The 18,312-nt window shown below is 67.8% G+C and carries 14 protein-coding genes; 5 read left to right on the top strand and 9 right to left on the bottom strand.

The genetic code is table 11. The features are described from left to right. Positions 1–50: 50 nt before the first annotated feature. Both dapD and ELQ92_RS08210 read left to right on the top strand, forming a co-directional pair. Entirely contained in the window at positions 51–1,031 is a 981-nt protein-coding gene (gene dapD / locus ELQ92_RS08215) for a 2,3,4,5-tetrahydropyridine-2,6-dicarboxylate N-succinyltransferase (RefSeq protein WP_128498486.1), read from the top strand. 43 nt (positions 1,032–1,074) lie between these two features. Beyond that, a complete protein-coding gene (locus tag ELQ92_RS08210) occupies positions 1,075–3,648 on the top strand; it encodes a penicillin acylase family protein (protein ID WP_243694927.1) in 2,574 nt (857 codons plus the stop codon). A gap of 59 nt (positions 3,649–3,707) precedes the next feature. Here ELQ92_RS08210 and ELQ92_RS08205 read toward each other — a convergent pair whose 3' ends face one another. The 4 genes from ELQ92_RS08205 to ELQ92_RS08190 all read right to left on the bottom strand — a co-directional run bounded on the left by ELQ92_RS08205 (position 3,708) and on the right by ELQ92_RS08190 (position 7,077). Continuing rightward, a complete protein-coding gene (locus tag ELQ92_RS08205; protein WP_128498485.1) occupies positions 3,708–5,015 on the bottom strand; it encodes a citrate synthase in 1,308 nt (435 codons plus the stop codon). Between the two features lie 179 nt (positions 5,016–5,194). Beyond that, positions 5,195–6,304, bottom strand: coding sequence for a succinyldiaminopimelate transaminase (gene dapC / locus ELQ92_RS08200; protein WP_128498484.1), 1,110 nt, complete (start codon positions 6,302–6,304; stop codon positions 5,195–5,197). A 15-nt stretch (positions 6,305–6,319) separates the two neighbouring features. Continuing rightward, a complete protein-coding gene (fdxA, locus tag ELQ92_RS08195) occupies positions 6,320–6,640 on the bottom strand; it encodes a ferredoxin (protein WP_128498483.1) in 321 nt (106 codons plus the stop codon). Continuing rightward, on the bottom strand, positions 6,637–7,077 hold the full coding sequence (locus ELQ92_RS08190) for a hypothetical protein (RefSeq protein ID WP_128498482.1): 441 nt from the start codon (positions 7,075–7,077) through the stop codon (positions 6,637–6,639). The genes fdxA and ELQ92_RS08190 overlap by 4 nt, the downstream gene beginning before the upstream one ends. 151 nt (positions 7,078–7,228) lie before the next feature. Here ELQ92_RS08190 and efeU point away from each other — a divergent pair, with 151 nt between their 5' ends. The 3 genes from efeU (at position 7,229) to efeB (ending at position 10,701) form a co-directional block, all read left to right on the top strand. Then, positions 7,229–8,089: an iron uptake transporter permease EfeU gene (gene efeU, locus ELQ92_RS08185; RefSeq protein ID WP_128498481.1), complete on the top strand. Its 861-nt coding sequence runs from the start codon at positions 7,229–7,231 to the stop codon at positions 8,087–8,089. 72 nt (positions 8,090–8,161) lie between these two features. Next, positions 8,162–9,376, top strand: a complete 1,215-nt coding sequence (efeO, locus tag ELQ92_RS08180; RefSeq protein ID WP_128498480.1) for an iron uptake system protein EfeO — start codon at positions 8,162–8,164, stop codon at positions 9,374–9,376. Beyond that, complete coding sequence (gene efeB / locus ELQ92_RS08175; RefSeq protein WP_128498479.1) at positions 9,373–10,701, top strand: iron uptake transporter deferrochelatase/peroxidase subunit; 1,329 nt, start codon at positions 9,373–9,375, stop codon at positions 10,699–10,701. Before efeO ends, efeB begins: the two co-directional genes overlap by 4 nt. A 78-nt stretch (positions 10,702–10,779) precedes the next feature. On the opposite strand, the gene typA is transcribed toward efeB, so the two are convergent. The 5 genes from typA to ELQ92_RS08150 all read right to left on the bottom strand — a co-directional run bounded on the left by typA (position 10,780) and on the right by ELQ92_RS08150 (position 18,175). Beyond that, on the bottom strand, positions 10,780–12,687 hold the full coding sequence (typA, locus tag ELQ92_RS08170) for a translational GTPase TypA (protein WP_128498478.1): 1,908 nt from the start codon (positions 12,685–12,687) through the stop codon (positions 10,780–10,782). A 90-nt stretch (positions 12,688–12,777) separates the two neighbouring features. Next, the gene (locus ELQ92_RS08165) at positions 12,778–14,529 is read right to left on the bottom strand and encodes a dipeptide ABC transporter ATP-binding protein (protein WP_128498477.1); all 1,752 of its coding nucleotides are present in this window, start codon (positions 14,527–14,529) and stop codon (positions 12,778–12,780) included. Continuing rightward, positions 14,526–15,476, bottom strand: coding sequence for an ABC transporter permease (locus ELQ92_RS08160; RefSeq protein WP_128498476.1), 951 nt, complete (start codon positions 15,474–15,476; stop codon positions 14,526–14,528). Before ELQ92_RS08160 ends, ELQ92_RS08165 begins: the two co-directional genes overlap by 4 nt. Then, complete coding sequence (locus tag ELQ92_RS08155) at positions 15,466–16,395, bottom strand: ABC transporter permease (RefSeq protein WP_128498475.1); 930 nt, start codon at positions 16,393–16,395, stop codon at positions 15,466–15,468. Before ELQ92_RS08155 ends, ELQ92_RS08160 begins: the two co-directional genes overlap by 11 nt. 133 nt (positions 16,396–16,528) lie before the next feature. Next, entirely contained in the window at positions 16,529–18,175 is a 1,647-nt protein-coding gene (locus tag ELQ92_RS08150; RefSeq protein ID WP_128498474.1) for a peptide ABC transporter substrate-binding protein, read from the bottom strand. Between the last annotated feature and the right edge of the window lie 137 nt (positions 18,176–18,312).

Here is an 18,312-nt window from a genome sequence, read left to right as displayed (position 1 = left end):
GGCGTTGCCCACGGCGGCGAGCGACCGATCGTCCAACTAGCCTAGACACCATGACCGCGACTCCCTCCACCCCCACCGACGACGCCGCAGGCCCCCGCTTCGCATGGGGATACGGACTGGCAACGACAGCCGAGGACGGTACGGTCCTCGACACCTGGTTCCCGGAGCCGCGCCTCGGACGGATGCCTGCCGGTCGAGACAAGTGGATCGCCCCGGCGGAGCTCGAGGCCCTGGCATCCGCCGACCCGCGTCGGCGGGTCACAACCGATGTCGTGACGGTCGAGATCGATCTCGATGTCCCTCCCGCCGACACGCCTGACGCCTATCTGCGCCTGCACCTGCTCTCGCACGTCCTGACTCCTCCGAATTCACTCAATCTCGACGGGATCTTCGGCCACCTCCCGATCGTCGTCTGGACGACGGCCGGGCCGGTCCTCCCCGCCCACTTCGGCGCGCTACGACCCGCGTTGCAGCGTGCGGGGATACAGGCGACCGGCATCGACAAGTTCCCCCGCCTCCTCGATTACGTCACTCCCGACCGCGTTCGGATCGCCGACTCCTCCCGTGTGCGGCTCGGCGCGCATCTCGCGCCCGGGACGACCGTGATGCACGAGGGGTTCGTGAACTTCAATGCGGGCACCCTCGGTGCATCCATGGTCGAGGGCCGGATCTCGCAGGGCGTCGTCGTCGGCGACGGCAGCGACATCGGCGGCGGGGCCTCCATCATGGGCACGCTCTCGGGCGGCGGATCGCACCGCGTCTCGATCGGTCAGCGCGCGCTCCTCGGGGCCAACTCGGGCATCGGCATCTCGATCGGCGACGACTCGGTCGTCGAAGCAGGGCTCTACGTCACCGCCGGCACGAAGGTCATGGTGATCGAGCACGGGTCGGAAGAGCGGCCGATCGTGAAGGCCGCTGAGCTGAGCGGCGTCCCCGGTCTGCTCTTCCGCCGCAACTCGACGTCCGGTGCCGTCGAGGTGCTGAGGCGGTCGGGGACCGGTATCGTCCTGAACACCGCCCTGCACGCCTAGGCACTCCCGGTCGAGCCGGCGGTCGACGCACGAGGGAGTGGACATGCGACGAGCCGACTACGACACACGACGCCACCCGGTGTCCCGCCTGATCGTGCGCGTCGTCGCGGTGGTCGCCGTGACCATCGTGGTGGTGGGCGGCCTCGGGCTCTGGACCGTGCAGCGTTCCTTCCCCCAGACGGAGGGCGAGATCCACCTCGACGGCCTCGAAGCCCCGGTGACCGTCACGCGAGACGACGCCGGGATCCCGCAGCTCGAGGCGGACTCCGCGCTCGACCTCTTCGCGGCACAGGGCTTCGTCCATGCTCAGGACCGGTTCTGGGAGATGGATTTCCGCCGTCATGTCACCTCCGGCCGGCTCGCCGAACTCTTCGGCGAGAGCCAGGTCGAGACGGACGCGTTCGTGCGGACGCTCGGATGGCGCACCGTCGCCGAAGAGGAGGTCGCCGCCCTCGACGACGTCTCGAGGTCGTACTACGAGGCGTACGCGAGAGGAGTGAACGCTTACCTCGACTCCCGTTCCGGTGCCGATCTCTCGCTCGAGTACGCCGTGCTCGGGCTGCAGAACCCGGGGTACACGCCGGAGCCGTGGAGCCCCGCGGACAGCGTCGCATGGCTCAAGGCGATGGCGTGGGACCTGCGATCGAACCTCGAGGACGAGATCGAGCGTGCGCTCCTCACCACGGCGCTCGAACCGGAGCGGCTCGCGGAGCTGTACCCGCCGTACCCCTACGAGGAGCATCCGACGATCACGGGCGGCGCGGTCGAGGGGTCCGAGGTGCGACAGCTGCAGTCGGCCGGGGATCCGACGCCCGACGACGGTGAGGCTGCGTCTGGTCCGCTGACCGAGGACGCGGCCGAGGCGCTCACGACCGTGCGTTCGGCTCTCCGCGGCCTCCCGGAACTGCTCGGGCAGGCCGGGACCGACATCGGGTCGAACGCGTGGGTGGTGTCCGGTGAGCACACGGCGAGCGGCGAACCCCTGCTCGCGAACGATCCGCACTTGGGCCCGGCCCTCCCCTCGATCTGGTATCAGATGGGCCTGCGGTGCGCCACAGTGAGCGAGGCGTGCCCCTTCGACGTCGCCGGATTCACGTTCTCCGGGCTCCCGGGGGTCATCATCGGCCACAACGATCGGATCGCGTGGGGCTTCACCAACCTGGGCCCGGACGTCGCGGACCTCTACATCGAGCGCGTCGTCGGCGATGAGTCGGAGCTCGACGGCGCCCTTCGTCCCCTGGACGTGCGCACCGAGACGATCCGTGTCGCCGGCGGCGAGGACGTCGAGGTGCGGGTGCGTTCGACGTCGCGCGGCCCGATCGTGTCGGGCATCTCCGATCAGATCGGGACGATCGCCGACGACTATCGCGAAGGGTTCGGTGAAGCGGACCGCGAGTACGCCGTCTCGCTGCAGTGGACGGCGCTGACACCGGGCCGCACTCCGACGGCGATCTTCGCGATGAACGCCGCTCGCGATTGGGAGGCCTTCCGCGCCGCGGCGGAGCGGTTCGAGGTGCCGTCGCAGAATCTTCTCTACGCGGACGTCGACGGGAACATCGGGTATCAGGCGCCCGGAGTGATCCCCGTCCGCACGGGATCGGACGGTACACGGCCCCAGGCCGGGTGGACGAGCCGTACCGGGTGGGTCGGGACCGTGCCCTTCACGGAGCTGCCGACCGTCTTCAACCCACCATCGGGCTACATCGTCACGGCCAACAACGCGGTCGCGCCGAGACGGCAGGGACCGTTCCTCACGGCCGACTGGGATGCGGGCTACCGCGCCGACCGGATCGACCGCCTCGTACGGGGCCTGATCGACCGTGAGGAGCCCGTCACCGCTGAAGACATGTCCGCTGTGCAGGCCGATGACCACAACGCCGTCGCCGAGCGCCTCGTGCCCCTGTTGCTCGAGCTCGACGCCACGGGTCCGGTGGACGAGGCCCAGGACCTCCTCCGTGACTGGGACTACCGGGACGATGCCGCTTCTCCGTCCGCCGCGTTCTTCAATGTGTTCTGGAAGACGCTGCTCGACGAGACCTTCCGACCCCGACTGCCCGACGGACTCCCGCCCGCCGGTGGGTCGCGATGGTTCCTCGTCGTCGACCGCCTGCTCGATCGGCCGTCGTCCCCCTGGTGGCGAGACGACGCGGCAGAGGTCGACGGGCTCGATCAGGCCATCGGGCGCAGTGTGCGGCTCGCCTGGGAGGAGTCCACGCGACTGATGGGCACTGACACCACGCGGTGGAGCTGGGGCGACCTGCACGAACTCGAACTGCGCAACGCGACCTTCGGGTCCTCGGGCATCACACCGATCGAGGGGCTGTTCAACCGGGGCCCGTGGGCGACGTCCGGCGGATCGAGTGAAGTGAACGCCGTCGGCTGGGATCTCCCGAACGGCTACGCGGTCGACTGGGTGCCGTCGATGCGACAGGTCATCGACCTGGCGGACTTCGACGGGTCCACGTGGATCAACCTCGCGGGAAGCTCCGGACACGCCTTCCACCCGCACTACGTCGACCAGACCGACGCCTGGGCCGCGAACGAGACCCGCCCCTGGCCGTACAGCCGTGCTGCGATCGAGGAGGGCGCCGTCGACAGGCTCGTGCTCTCGCCCTGACGGCGGCACCGAGCCGCCCCGCTCGAGGACCGGGATAGGCGCGGGAGCGCCACGACGCGTCAGCGCTGCGGGAACTCCCGCTCCGCAGGGCCGACGTAGAGCTGCTGCGGACGGCCGATCTTCGACTGCGGGTCGAGGTTCATCTCGCGCCAGTGGGCGATCCAGCCGGGAAGCCGGCCGATCGCGAACAGCACCGTGAACATCCGGGTGGGGAAGCCCATCGCCTTGTAGATGACGCCCGTGTAGAAGTCGACGTTCGGGTAGAGGCGCCGCTCCTTGAAGTAGTCGTCCTCGAGTGCGATCTGCTCGAGTTCCTTCGCGAGGTCGAGCAGCGGGTCCTTCACTCCGAGGTGCTCGAGGACCGAGTCGGCGCTTTCCTTCACGATCTTCGCGCGCGGATCGTAGTTCTTGTACACGCGGTGTCCGAAGCCCATGAGCTTGACGCCGTCTTCCTTGTTCTTGACGCGCTCCACGAAGCGGGCGACGCCCTCACCACTATCACGGATCTGGCCCAGCATGTCGAGCACCGCTTCGTTCGCGCCACCGTGCAGCGGTCCGGACAACGCGTTGATCCCCGCTGAGATCGAGGCGTACAGGTTGGCGCCGGTCGACCCCACGAGCCGCACGGTGGACGTCGACGCGTTCTGCTCGTGGTCGGCGTGCAGGATCAGAAGCCGTTCGAGCGCTCCGGAGAGCACCGGGTCGATCTCGTAGGGCTCGGCGAGGTTGCCGAAGTTGAGCTTCAGATAGTTGTCGACGAAACTCAGCGAGTTGTCCGGGTAGAGGAAAGCCTGTCCGAGCGACTTCTTATGCGCATAGGCGGCGATGACGGGGAGCTTCGCGAGGAGCCGGATCGTCGTGAGCTCGACCTGCTCGGGGTCCTTGGGGTCGTCGGAGTTCTCGTAGTACGTCGACAGCGCGGACAGCGCGCTCGAGATGACGGCCATGGGGTGCGCCGTGTGCGGGAGCGCCGAGAAGAACCGCTTGAGGTCCTCATGGAGGAGCGTGTGGCGGCGGATGCGCTCGTCGAACTCCGCCAGCTGGTCGGCCGTCGGGAGCTCGCCGTAGATGAGCAGCCACGCGACCTCGAGATAACTCGACGAGCCGGCGAGCTGCTCGATGGGGTACCCCCGGTAGCGGAGGATGCCGGCGTCTCCATCGATGTAGGTGATGGTGGACTTCGTGGCCGCGGTGTTCACGAAGCCGTAATCGAGTGTCGTGTACCCCGTCTTCTTCGTGAAGGTCGAGATGTCGATGCTCGACGCCCCATCGACGGCCGGGAGAACGGGGAACTCCGCACTCCCGCCGGGGAACGACAGGGTCGCCGTCTCGGGTGTCTTCGTTGAATCGTGACCGACGTCGCCCACTGTGCCTCCCTGGCTGGATGTCCCATTCGAGCGTGACCGCCGGTGGTTCTCGCCGGCGTCACTGACGACTACAGCCTAATCGGCGCAGGCACCTACTGTCGCACCCGCCAACGCTGATGGGACTTCTCCGGAGGAATCCACAAATCCACGTCGAGCGCGGGCGGCACCTGCCGAGAGCGTCAGACGAGCGCAGCGAGCCTGTCCACGGCCGCGTCGATCCGCTCGTCGGTCGCCGTGAGCGACAGCCGCACGTGGTCGCCTGACGACTCGCCGTAGAACGGTCCCGGTCCCGCGAGGATCCCGAGCTCTGCCAGTCGACCGATGGATCGCCACGCGCCGAGCCCCTCCGTCGCCCAGAGGTAGAGGCCCGCCTCGCTTCCCTCGATGCGGAACCCCGCGGCTTCAAGCGCCGGCCGCAGGACCGACCGGCGTCGACGGTAGAGCTCGCGCTGCCGTTTCACGTGAACGTCGTCACGCAGAGCCACGGCCATCGCGTGCTGGAGGGGCGCCGGCACCATGAGCCCGGCGTGCTTCCGGACCGTCGTGAGTCGCGCGATGGTGGAGCGGCACCCGGCCGCGAACGCCGCACGGTACCCCGCCATGTTGCTCTGCTTGCTGAGGGAGTAGATCGCGATCACGCCGTGTGTATCACCACCCGTGACACGGTCGTCGAGGATCGACGGGACGGGCTCGGTCTCCCACCGTCCGTCCCACCCGAGCTCCGCGTAGCACTCGTCCCCCACGATGACGGCGCCGAGTTCGCGCGCACGATCGACACGGGCCCGGAGATCGGCGACGTCGAGGACCCTGCCGTCGGGGTTGCCCGGCGAATTGAGCCACACGAGTCGGGTGTTCGTCGGCCACGAGGCGGGGTCGTCGCGTGCGAGGGCGGTCGCGCCGCTCATCGCCGCTCCCACCGCATACGTCGGATAGGCGTTCACCGGGTGCACGACGACGTCGCCGTCCCCTAGGCCGAGCATGTAGGCGAGGAACGCGACGAACTCCTTGGAACCGATCGACGGGATCACCTGATCGGTCGCGAGACCGCGGACGTTCCGGCGTCGGGCGAACCACTCCACGACGGCCGCACGCACGTCGGCCGTTCCGATCGTCGCCGGGTAGGCGTGCGCATCGGTGGCCTCGGCGAGAGCCCGCCGGACGATAGCGGGAGTCTCATCGACCGGAGAGCCGATCGACAGGTCGACGACGCCGTCCGGATGACGGCGCGCGGTCTCGGCGAAGGGAGCCATGGCGTCCCACGGATAGTCGGGCAGCGGAGCGAGGGCCACGCGGTGAGCCGACCGTCAGTGCGACTGCGAGGGCAGCGCGGCGATGACGGGGTGATCCTTGTGGATCACGCCGACCTTGGCGGCACCACCCGGCGACCCGATGTCCTCGAAGAACTCGACGTTCGCGGTGTAGTAGTCGGACCACTCCGCCGGCAGGTCGTCCTCGTAGTAGATCGCCTCGACCGGGCACACCGGCTCGCATGCACCACAATCGACGCATTCGTCGGGGTGGATGTAGAGCGACCGGTCGCCCTCGTAGATGCAGTCGACGGGGCACTCGTCGATGCAGGCGCGGTCTTTCACATCGACGCAGGGAAGGGCGATCACGTACGTCACGGTGTGTGGGACTCCTTCACGTCGGGAGCTTCCAGTCTACGCGTGCGCGTCGGGAGCGACGGCCACGAGATGACGAGCGCACCGAGCAACGCCGGACCCACGAGCCAGACCACGCCCGTGAGTCCCTCGCGGATGAGGATCGAGCCCCCGGCGCTCTCGAGTGAGAACAACGACACGATCCCGACGACGCCGACGGCCGCTCCGACGGCGGCGAGCCGCCCGCCCACGACGAGGCGGAAACCGATGAACAACGCGAGGACACCGACCAGGGCGACGACGAGTCCGTACGGGAAGACGATCGATCCGATGGTCACCGTCACGGGGTGGGCGACGGTTCCCACGGAACCGTAGACGGCTCCCACGACGATCCCGAGGACGACGGTCACGATGCGGGAAGCGATACCGGGTGCGGGCCCGTCACCCTGGTTCGCGATCACCGGGCAAGTCTATCTGGACACGACGACGAGCCATGACTATCGTCGGAGGAGTCGGGTTAGGCAAGCCTGTCCTCAGTAGCCCCTCCGGCTTCCTCCGCATCAACTCCTCACCCTCCGGCCGACTCCTCGACCGGATCCTCGAAAGGCTCCCGTGTTCGCCAGTCTTCTGATCGGTCTCCGAGAAGGCCTCGAAGCGGCACTCGTGGTCGGCGTGCTCGTCGCCTACGTCGACCGGATCGGCCGCCGCGACGTGCTCCCTCGGCTGTGGACGGGTGTGGCTGCCGCCGTGGTCCTGTCGCTCGGCGTCGGAGCCGTCCTCACGTGGGGGCCGTACGGACTGTCGTTCCGCGCGCAGGAGATCCTCGGCGGATCGTTCTCGATCCTCGCCGTGGCGCTCGTCACCTGGATGGTCTTCTGGATGGCGGCGAATGCCCGCGACATGGCGCGGGACTTGCGGTCGGCGCTCGACGCGGCGATTGGCTCCTCGGGCCTCGCCGTGGTGCTCATCGGCTTTGTGAGCGTCGGGCGCGAGGGCATCGAGACCGCCCTGCTCCTGTGGGCGTCGGCGTCCTCCTCGCAGAACGCGGCAGCGGCGACGATCGCCGCGACGGCGGGGATCCTGCTCGCCATCGTCATCGCGTGGGCGATCAATCGCGGGCTCGTCCGCGTCGACCTCTCCCGCTTCTTCCGGTGGACGGGGGTCTTCCTGATCGTCGTGGCCGCCGGCATCCTCGTCTACGGCATTGGCGACCTCCAGGAGGCCGCTGTCCTGCCCGGATGGGGCGTCGCGGCGTTCGACGTGAGCGCCGCCGTGCCGCCGAGCAGTTGGTACGGCGCCCTCCTCGCCGGGATCCTCAACTTCACTCCGACGCCCACGTGGGCCCAGTCGGCCGCGTGGATCGCCTACCTCGTCGTCGTGCTCTCCCTCTTCCTCGTGCGGACTACGCGTGGCAGAACCCTCCCGGCGTCCGACCGTGCCGGACCCTCGGGTACCGTCCGCTCACCCGCTTGAGGCCTCAGCTCGTCGAGCGTCCAGACCTTATTACCTCCTCCCCTCCTCCCCCTCATCCGACAGGAGTTCCCCATGCCTCGACGCCTTCTCACGGTGATCGGAGGTGCCGGCCTCATGGCCGTCGCCCTGACCGGTTGCGTCCCCAACACGCCGACGGGGGACGCCGCCGCCCTCACGGTGCGGATCACGGACGACGCGTGCGTCGTCTCGGCCGACTCCGCCGCGGCGGGTGCCGTCACCTTCAGCCTCACGAACGACGGCACCGACGTCAACGAGTTCGAGATCCTCGCCGAGGACAAGCTGCGCATCGTCGGCGAGAAGGAGAACGTCGTCCCCGGCCAGACGATCGACTACGTCGCGGAACTCCCCGCGGGAACGTACTTCACGGCCTGCAAGTTCCAGCAGGTCGGAGCCCCGATCGGACTCGCGGCGTTCACGGTGAGCGGCGAGTCCGCCGCGATCAGCGCCGACGAGCAGGAACTCGCCGCCGCCGCCGTCACGAACTACGTCGCCTACATCCGGTCGCAGGTCGGTGAGCTCATCCCGGCGGTGCAGGCGTTCGCCGACGCCTACCGCGCGGGCGATGACGACACCGCGCGGTCGCTCTTCGCCTCGACGCGCGTGTTCTATGAGCGCGTCGAACCGACCGCCGAGGCCTTCGGCGACCTCGACCCCAAGATCGACTTCCGCGAGGTCGACGCCGTCGCCGACGGTCTCGACTGGACGGGCTTCCACCGCATCGAGAAGGACCTCTGGCCTCCGGCACCGGGTGCGCTCAACTCGGACGGCAGCGACGCCGCACTCGACTGGGCTCCCTCGAGCCCGGCGGAGCGTGCGGCCTTCGCCGACGGCCTCGTCGCCGACGTCGCCGAACTGCACGAACTCGTCACCGATGACTCCTTCACCGTCACGCTCGGCGACATCAGCAACGGCGCCATCGCACTCCTCGACGAGGTCGCCTCGGGAAAGATCACCGGTGAGGAGGACTGGTGGTCCGGCACCGACCTCATGGACTTCGCTGCGAACGTCCAGGGCGCCAAGGTCGCCTTCGGCAACGTCGAGGACATCGCGATCGCCCAGGGCGAGGACGGTGAGGCCCTCGTCGACGACATCACCGCTCGGTTCACCTCCCTCGAGACCCTCCTCGCGGAGTACGGCAGCATCGAGAACGGCTTCGTCGCCTACGGCGAGGTCGATGACGCGGACAAGAAGGAGTTGTCCGACGCCGTCAACGCACTCGCCGAGCCGCTCTCGCGGCTCACGAGCACCGTCCTCGGGGTGTCGTGACGAGCGATCAATCGCCCGATGCGGTCAAGAGGGCTGGGAACGAGGAGCCCCCGCGGTCCGGACGAGGCGTGTCCCGGCGGGGCCTCCTCGGCCTCGTCTCCGCGGGGGCCGCCGGTCTGGCGGCGGGGGCGGCCGGCGGAGCCGCTCTCACGACGGGACTCCCGGCGCTGTCCGGCGCCGGGCCGGTCGGCACCACGACGTACCCGTTCTACGGTGAGCACCAGTCGGGCATCACGACCCCGGCGCAGGACCGGCTGCATTTCGCCGCCTTCACCGTGTCACCGTCTCTCGACCGCGTCGGACTCATCGAACTGCTGTCGGACTGGACCGTCGCGGCCGCACGATTGACGGCCGGCCTCGACGTCTCCGAGGAGGGCGCGCTCGGCGGACCCGACGTCGCTCCGCCCGACGACACGGGCGAGGCGCTCGAGCTGCCCGCGAGCGGCCTCACCCTGACATTCGGCTTCGGCCCCGGCCTCTTCGAGGACGCCGACGGTGCCGATCGATTCGGGATCGCCGTTCGCCGGCCGCCCGGACTCGCGCAACTGCCGCGATTCGCCGGCGACGCCCTGCGCCCCGAGTGGAGCGGTGGTGACCTCTGCATACAGGCGTGCGCCGACGACCCGCAGGTCGCCGTGCATGCGATCCGCAACCTCAGCAGGATCGCCTTCGGTCGAGCGTCGATATCGTGGTCTCAGCTCGGGTTCGGGCGCACCTCGTCGACCTCGACCGCGCAGACGACGCCTCGGAACCTGTTCGGGTTCAAGGACGGCACCGCGAACCTCAAGCTCGAGGACCGCGCCGCCGTCGACGAGTGGGTGTGGGCGGCGCACGACGACGTCGCCTGGATGCGAGGCGGCAGCTACCTCGTGACGCGCAAGATCCGGATGGTCATCGAGGTGTGGGACCGTCAGCAGCGCGTCGAGCAGGAGCGCGTGATCGGGCGGTCGAAGGGTGAGGGCGCTCCGCTCTCGGGAGGATCGGAGTTCAGCGAGCCGGTCTTCGACGCCGAGGGCGCGACGGGTGAACCGCTCATCGATCCGACGTCGCACGTCCGTCGTGCCCACCCGAGCAACGTGGGCGGCGTCCGGCTCCTCCGTCGGGGGTACAACTACGTCGACGGCAGCGACCCGCTCGGAACCCTCGACGCCGGGCTGTTCTTCATCAGCTTCCAGCGCTCCGTCGACGCCTTCGTCACGGTCCAGAACGCGATCGCGACGGATGCCCTCGCCGAGTATCTGAAGCACGTGGGCTCCGCCGTCTTCGCCGTGCCTCCCGGCGCTCGGGAAGGCGGATTCGTCGGCGAAGGACTCTTCGGATCCTGAGACGACGAAGCCCCCTCGATGATCCGAGGGGGCTTCGAGCACATCGACCGACAGGGGCGAGCATCCGCCCCCGCCCGCTTACTCCGACTGCTTCTTGAGACGCGACGTCTGACGGGCGCGTGCATTCTGGTCGAGCTCGACCTTGCGGATGCGCACCATCTCGGGCGTGACCTCGACGCACTCGTCCTCGCGGGCGAACTCGAGGCTCTCCTCGAGCGTGAGCTGCCGTGACGGCGTCATCGACTCGAACGTATCGGAGGTCGACTGACGCATGTTGGTCAGCTTCTTCTCCTTCGTGATGTTCACGTCCATGTCGTCGGCGCGCGAGTTCTCGCCGATGACCATGCCCTCGTAGACCTCTTCGGTCGGGTTCACGAAGAACGTCATGCGCTCCTGCAGGGCGATGATCGCGAAGGGCGTGACGACGCCCGAGCGGTCGGCCACGATCGAACCGTTCTGGCGTGTGACGATCTGGCCGGCCCACTCGCCGTAGCCGTGCGAGATCGCGTTCGCGATGCCCGTTCCACGGGTGATCGTGAGGAACTCCGTACGGAACCCGATGAGACCGCGCGACGGCACGATGAACTCCATCCGGACCCAGCCGGTGCCGTGGTTCGACATGTTCTCCATGCGTCCCTTGCGGGCTGCGAGCAGCTGCGTGATCGCGCCGAGGTGCTCCTCGGGGACGTCGATCGTGAGGTGCTCGTACGGCTCGTGGACCTTGCCGTCGATCCGCTTCGTGACCACCTGCGGCTTGCCGACGGTGAGTTCGTAGCCCTCACGACGCATCTGCTCGACGAGGATGGCGAGGGCGAGCTCGCCTCGACCCTGCACCTCCCACGCGTCGGGGCGTCCGATGTCGAGCACCTTGAGCGAGACGTTGCCGATGAGCTCGCGGTCGAGACGGTCCTTCACCATCCGCGCCGTGAGCTTGTGGCCCTTCACCTTTCCGACGAGAGGCGAGGTGTTCGTGCCGATGGTCATCGAGATCGCGGGGTCGTCGACCGTGATGCCGGGAAGCGGGCGCACGTCGTCGGGGTCGGCGAGCGTGTCACCGATCATGATGTCGGCGAAGCCCGCGACGGCGACGATGTCACCGGGGCCGGCGCTCTCGGCCGGGTAGCGGTCGAGAGCCTTCGTGATCATGAGTTCCGTCACACGGACGTTGTGCACGTCGCCGTCGTGGCGGACCCATGCGACCGTCTGGCCCTTCTTGAGCGTGCCGTTGAAGACACGCAGGAGGGCGAGACGACCGAGGAACGGCGAGGAGTCGAGGTTCGTGACGTGGGCCTGGAGGGGGTGCTCGTCGTCGTACGTCGGTGCCGGGATGTGGGTGAGGATCGCGTCGAAGAGCGGCTCGAGGTCTTCCGTGTCCGGCAGTGCTCCGTTGTCGGGCTTCGTGGTCGACGCGCGACCGGCCTTGCCGGACGCATAGACGACGGGCACGTCGAGGACGGCGTCGAGGTCGAGGTCCGGCACGTCCTCCGAGAGGTCGGAGGCGAGACCGATGAGCAGGTCCTGGCTCTCCGCGACGACCTCGTCGATGCGCGCGTCGGGACGGTCGGTCTTGTTGACGAGCAGGATGACGGGGAGCTTGGCCTCGAGGGCCTTGCGGAGCACGAAGCGGGTCTGCGGCAGCGGCCCCTCGCTCGCATCGACGAGGAGCACGACGCCGTCGACCATGGACAGACCGCGCTCGACCTCTCCGCCGAAGTCGGCGTGGCCGGGCGTGTCGATGACGTTGATCGTGATGGGGCCGTCGGTCGCGTGAGCACCGTTGTACGAGATCGCCGTGTTCTTGGCGAGGATCGTGATGCCCTTCTCACGCTCGAGCTCGTTCGAGTCCATCGCGCGGTCCTCGAGGTGGGCGTGCTCCGCGAACGAGTTCGTCTGCCGGAGCATGGCGTCGACGAGGGTCGTCTTGCCGTGGTCGACGTGTGCGACGATGGCCACATTGCGGAGGTCGTTTCGGGTGGCGATTGCCATAGTTGTTATCCCTGGTTCAGGCGCGTTGACCGCGCGGAAACCCGTCGCCACTGCGAGGCGTGCCCACGGTGGCGACGGGAAAGACGGCTGCTAACGGCCGAAGTGGAAGTTGGCACCCGGGATGGCTTCGAGGAGCTTGCGGGTGTACTCCTGCTGCGGGTTGTCGAACACCTCATCAGTCGTCGCAGCCTCTACGATACGGCCCTTTTGCATCACGCACACGTTGTCGGCGATAAGTCGCACGACCGCGAGGTCGTGAGTGATGAAGAGATACGTCAATCCGAGTTCGGACTGCAGGTCCGTGAGGAGGTCGAGGATCTGGCCCTGCACGAGCACGTCGAGCGCAGAGACCGCCTCGTCGAGCACGATCACGTCGGGCTTGAGCGCGAGCGCTCGCGCCACCGCGATGCGCTGCCGCTGACCGCCGGACAACTCGTTCGGGTACCGGTTGATCGTCGACGCCGGAAGCGCCACCTGCTCGAGCAGTTCGAGCACGCGCGCACGTCGTGACGCCTTGTCCCCGACTCCGTGAGTGACGAGCGGCTCCTCGATCGTGCGACCCACGCTGTAGAGGGGGTCGAGTGAGCCGTACGGGTCCTGGAACACCGGCTGGACCCGACGGCGGAACGACAACAGGTCCTTGCCCGAGAGGGAGCCGATTTCCGTGCCGTCGAAGCGGATGGAGCCGGACGTCATCTCCTCGAGCTTCAGGACGAGCTTCGCCGCCGTCGACTTCCCCGAGCCGGACTCCCCCACGATCGCCGTCGTGGTCCCGCGGGGGATCGAGAAGGACACGTCGTCGACGGCCTTGAGCTCCTTCGTCTTGAAGCCGCCCTGGCGGATCTGGTACACCTTCGATGCGTTCTCGACCGTGATGATGTCGGGGGTCGTCACGGCCTCGCGCTCATCGGCTCGCTCGATCAGGTGCGCGTCGCGCGCTCCGATCGATGCGATGTCCATGTGCTCGGTCGTCTCCGGTCGACGCTCCGACTGGATACGGCGGGATGCGAGGCTCGGCGCCGCGGAGACGAGCTTCTGCGTGTAGGGGTGCAGCGGATTGGCCAGGATGTCCGTCGACCGTCCGGCCTCGACGACCTTGCCCTTGTACATGACGACCAAGTGCTCGGCACGCTCGACGGCGAGGCCGAGGTCGTGCGTGATGAAGAGCACCGACGTCCCGTAGTCACGAGTGAGCGTCTCGAGGTGGTCGAGGATCGTGCGTTGGACCGTCACATCGAGTGCCGAGGTCGGTTCGTCCGCGATCAGGAGCTTCGGTCGCGACGACAAGCCGATCCCGATGAGCACGCGCTGGCGCATGCCCCCCGAGAACTGGTGCGGGTACTGCTTGAGTCGGTCCCCCGCGTCGGCGAGTCCGGCCTCCTTGAGCACCTCGATCGTGCGCTTGCGGGCGTCGCGGCCCTGAGCGACGCCGTTGGCCTTGATGGCCTCCTCGACCTGGAATCCGATGTTCCACACCGGGTTGAGGTTCGACATCGGGTCCTGCGGCACGTAGCCGATGAGCCGTCCACGGACATCCTGCATCTGACGCGCGGAGACGGTCGTCAGGTCCTTGCCCTCGAAGAGGATCTGTCCTGCCGTGACGCGTCCGGTGCCCGGGAGGAGATCGATGATCGCTTGCGCGGTCGTCGACTTCCCGGAGCCGGACTCGCCGACGATCGCGAGGGTCTCGCCCTGGCCGAGTGTGAGATTGACCCCGCGGACGGCCGGCACGAAACCGCGCTGAGTGGTGAAGCCGACCTCGAGATCCCTGATCTCGAGGAGAGGTGCGGACGCGGCATCGGTCGCGGACGTCGCAGCGGAAACGGTCGTCTGGCCGGTCATCGGCGGGCCCTCGCCTTCGGGTCGAGCGCATCCCGGACGACATCTCCCATGAGAAGGAAGGAGAGGACCGTGACCGAGAGCGCGGCGGCGGGATAGAAGAGCACCATCGGAGCGGTCTGCACGGAGGTGCGGGCCTGTCCGATGTCGTTTCCCCACGACATGATCGATGTCGGCAGGCCGATCCCGAGGAACGACAGCGTGGCCTCGGCCACGATGAGCGTGCCGAGCGACGTGGTCGCGACCACGATGACGGGATTGATCGCGTTGGGCACGACGTGACGGATGAGGATCTGGAGCCTCGAGACGCCGAGCGCCGTCGACGCCTGAACGTAGTCGGCGTTCTTCGCCGACAGCACGGCGCCGCGCATGATTCGCGCGATCTGCGGCCAGGCGAAGAGCGAGAGCACGAGGGCGACCGTCAGCGGGTCGCGCGTGGGAAGCACCGACATGAGGACGATCGCACCGAGCACGGTGGGGATCGCGAAGAAGATGTCGCCGACGCGCGACAGGATGGAGTCGAACCAGCCGCCGTAGTAGCCGGCGATCGCACCCAGTACGGTTCCGACGACGGTCACGAGGATCGTCGCGAGGAGACCGACCGTGAGCGACGCCCGAGCACCGAAGATGACGCGGGCGTAGACGTCACAGCCCTGTCGGGTGAAGCCGAACGGATGCCCGGCTTCTGGGGCACCGTTGCTGTCGGGCAGGAGGCAGCCGCGAGCAGGATCGGTCTGGGAGAAGAGCTGCGGGAACGCGGCGACGATCACGACGAACAGGATCAGCACGGCGGAGATCCAGAACATCGGGCGCGATCGCATCGACTCCCACGCGTCCGACCACGTCGTCCGGACCTTCGAGGACTCGTCGAACGAGTCGACGGCACCGACGGGCGTCTCCTCGACGTCGGCGACGAAGTGGCCGTCGCCCTGAGTGGCATTACTTGGCATAACGGATCCTCGGGTCCAGGACTGCGTAGAGCAGGTCCACGAGCAGGTTGGCGAGCATGTAGACGATGACCATGACCGCCACGAAGGAGACGACCGTCGGGCCCTCGCCGAGCTGGACGGCCTTGTAGACGGTCCCGCCGACGCCGTTGATGTTGAAGATGCCCTCGGTCACGATCGCCCCGACCATGAGCGAGCCGATGTCGACACCGAGGAACGTGATGACGGGGATCATCGAGTTGCGCAGGATGTGCACGCGCACGACGCGCGGTCGCGACAGGCCCTTCGCCGTCGCAGTGCGGACGAAGTCCGCACTGACGTTGTCCGAGACGCTTCCTCGCGTGAGGCGGACGATGTAGGCGAACGAGACGGACGCGAGCACGAGTGCCGGGAGGATCAGGTCCTGGAGCGGCGCCCCCGGACCGACCGTGGTCCGGAACCAGCCGAGCTGGATCGCGAAGACGTACTGGAAGACGAAACCGAGTACGAACGTGGGTACCGAGATGAGCAGGAGGCTCACGACGAGCGCGCTCGCGTCGAAGAGCTTGCCCTTGCGGAGACCGGCGATGAGTCCGACGAGGATACCGGCGACCGCTTCGAAGGCGAGGGCGAGCATCGCGAGGCGGAACGTGATCGGGAACGCCGACGCGAGGAGGTCGCCGACCGGTCGTCCCGAGTAGGTCGTTCCGAGATCGCCGGTGAGGATGCCTCCGACGTAGTAGAGGTACTGAACGATGAAGGGCTCGTCGAGGTGGTACTGCTCGCGCAGGGCGAGGATGACCGCTTGCGACGGCGGGCGGTCGCCGAAGAGCGCAGCGATGGGGTCGCCCGGGAGCGAGAAGACCATGAAGTAGATGAGGAACGTCGCCCCGAAGAACACGGGGATCAGTTGGAGGAGTCGTCGACCGACGTACCAGAGCATCAGATGCCCACGCCAGAAATCGGAAGCATAAGGATCGCAATCATGAGATGGAAGGAGCCTACTCACCAGGGTGTCCGGGGCGCTGGTGCGCCCCGGACACCGGGAGTACGACTAATACAGGGTACGCCCTGGATCAGCCCTTGGTGATCTGGTGGTACAGCGGAACCGAGTCCCAGCCGAACACGACGTTGTCGACGGTCTCAGCGGAGACACCGTTGACGTTCGAGTACCACAGCGGGATCGTGGGCAGATCCTCGAGCAGCACCTCCTGCGCCTGCTGGTAGAGTTCGGTCGCCTCTTCCACGGTCGGAGCGGTGCTTCCCTCGCGGATGAGGCTGTCGAACTCCTCGCTGCTGTAGCCCTCGTAGTTCGAGCCGGCACCCGTGAGGTAGTTCGGCGCGAGGAAGTTGTACAGCGACGGGTAGTCCGCCTGCCAGCCGGCGCGCGTCGCACCGGTCAGGGCCTGGTTCTCGCGGTCGCCGAGGGCCTCGGCGAACGTCGGGTAGGCCTTGCCCTGGGCGTTGATGCCGAGCGTGTTGGCGATGCTCTGCGTGGTCGCATCGACCCAGGCCTGGTGGCCGCCGTCGGCGTTGTAGCTGATGTCGAACACGGTGTCGCCGTACGGGGCGATCGCGTCCGCCTCAGCCCAGAGGCGCTTGGCCTCGTCGGGGTTGTACTCGAGAACCTCAGCGCCCTCGAGGTCGTCCGAGTATCCGTCGATGACCGGCGACGTGAAGTCCGTGGCCGGCGTACGCGTGCCCTGGAAGATGATCTCCGTGACCTCGTCGCGGTTGATCGCCATCGAGATGGCGGCGCGACGCAGCTTGCCTTCCTCACCCGTCCAGTGCTCGAGGTACTGGGGGATGTTGACGCCCTGGAAGATCGCCGCGGGCTGGTTGACCGCACGGTCACCGAACTCGTCCTCGTACGTCTCGAACGCGCTGTCGGGGACGGCGTCGAGCACGTCGAGGTTGCCGCCCTGGACATCGGCGTACGCCGCGTCCTGCGTCGCGTAGAACACGATGCGGAGGCCGTCGTTGACGGGCTTGCGGACACCGTCGTAGTCGGGGTTCGTCACGAGGTCGATGGCGACGTCGTGCTCCCAGGCGCCTTCTCCGTCGAGCATGTAGGGACCGTTACCGACCGGGTTCTCGCCGAACGCCTCCATGTCCTCGAAGGCCACCTCGGGGAGCGGGCTGTACGCGCTGTATCCGAGGCGGAGGGGCCAGTCGGCCTCCGGAGCGGTGAGCGCGACCGTGAAGGTGAGGTCGTCTTCGACGACGAGGCCGCTCATCTCGGGAGCGTCGGGCAGCTCAGCACCCTCTTCGGTCGGAGCCGGCGTGTAGCCCTCGATGTTGTCGAAGAAGTATGCGGCACCCTGCGCGTTCACCGGGTTGGCGCCCCAGTTCCAGGCGTCGACGAACGAGGAGGCGGTGACGGGTGTGCCGTCGGTGAACTCCCATCCGTCCTCGAGCGTGACGGTCCAGTTCTGCGAGTCCTCGGACTCGATGGACTCGGCGACCTCGTTCTCGATCTCGCCCTCGGCCGTGTAGGAAACGAGTCCGGCGAAGATCGAGGTGACGATCTTGCCGCCGCCGACCTCGGTGGTGTTGGTGGGGATCAGCGGGTTCTGGGGCTCGTTGCCGTTGGTGCTGATGATCGCGGAGTCTCCGCCGCTGCCACCCTCGCCGCCTTCTCCGCCGGATGTGCAGCCGGTCAGGGCCAGCGCACCGGCCCCGATCACGGCGAAGACACTCGCGGCCTTGCGATTGATTCTCAAGATTCCTCCTGGTTAGTCGGTCCGCGGGCGCGCTGGAACTGGGCGCACGCGAACACGGGAATACAGAGAACCCTAGGAGCCATCTCCCGGCACACCAAACCGACGGGGCGAACCGTTACACAGCGGTAATCAGTTTT

Source organism: Labedella populi, from assembly GCF_004078655.1.
In the GTDB taxonomy this organism is placed as follows: Bacteria; Actinomycetota; Actinomycetes; order Actinomycetales; family Microbacteriaceae; genus Labedella; species Labedella populi.
This window is presented reverse-complemented; position numbering and strand designations above follow the sequence as displayed.

Bases quoted from the DNA above. Each gene is read 5' to 3' on its own strand.
- typA (WP_128498478.1), bottom strand. From the start codon at position 12,687: ATGGCAATCGCCACCCGAAACGACCTCCGCAATGTGGCCATCGTCGCA.
- ELQ92_RS08160 (WP_128498476.1), bottom strand. From the start codon at position 15,476: ATGCCAAGTAATGCCACTCAGGGCGACGGCCACTTCGTCGCCGACGTC.
- ELQ92_RS08210 (WP_243694927.1), top strand. From the start codon at position 1,075: ATGCGACGAGCCGACTACGACACACGACGCCACCCGGTGTCCCGCCTG.
- ELQ92_RS08155 (WP_128498475.1), bottom strand. From the start codon at position 16,395: ATGCTCTGGTACGTCGGTCGACGACTCCTCCAACTGATCCCCGTGTTC.
- ELQ92_RS08165 (WP_128498477.1), bottom strand. From the start codon at position 14,529: ATGACCGGCCAGACGACCGTTTCCGCTGCGACGTCCGCGACCGATGCC.
- efeO (WP_128498480.1), top strand. From the start codon at position 8,162: ATGCCTCGACGCCTTCTCACGGTGATCGGAGGTGCCGGCCTCATGGCC.
- dapD (WP_128498486.1), top strand. From the start codon at position 51: ATGACCGCGACTCCCTCCACCCCCACCGACGACGCCGCAGGCCCCCGC.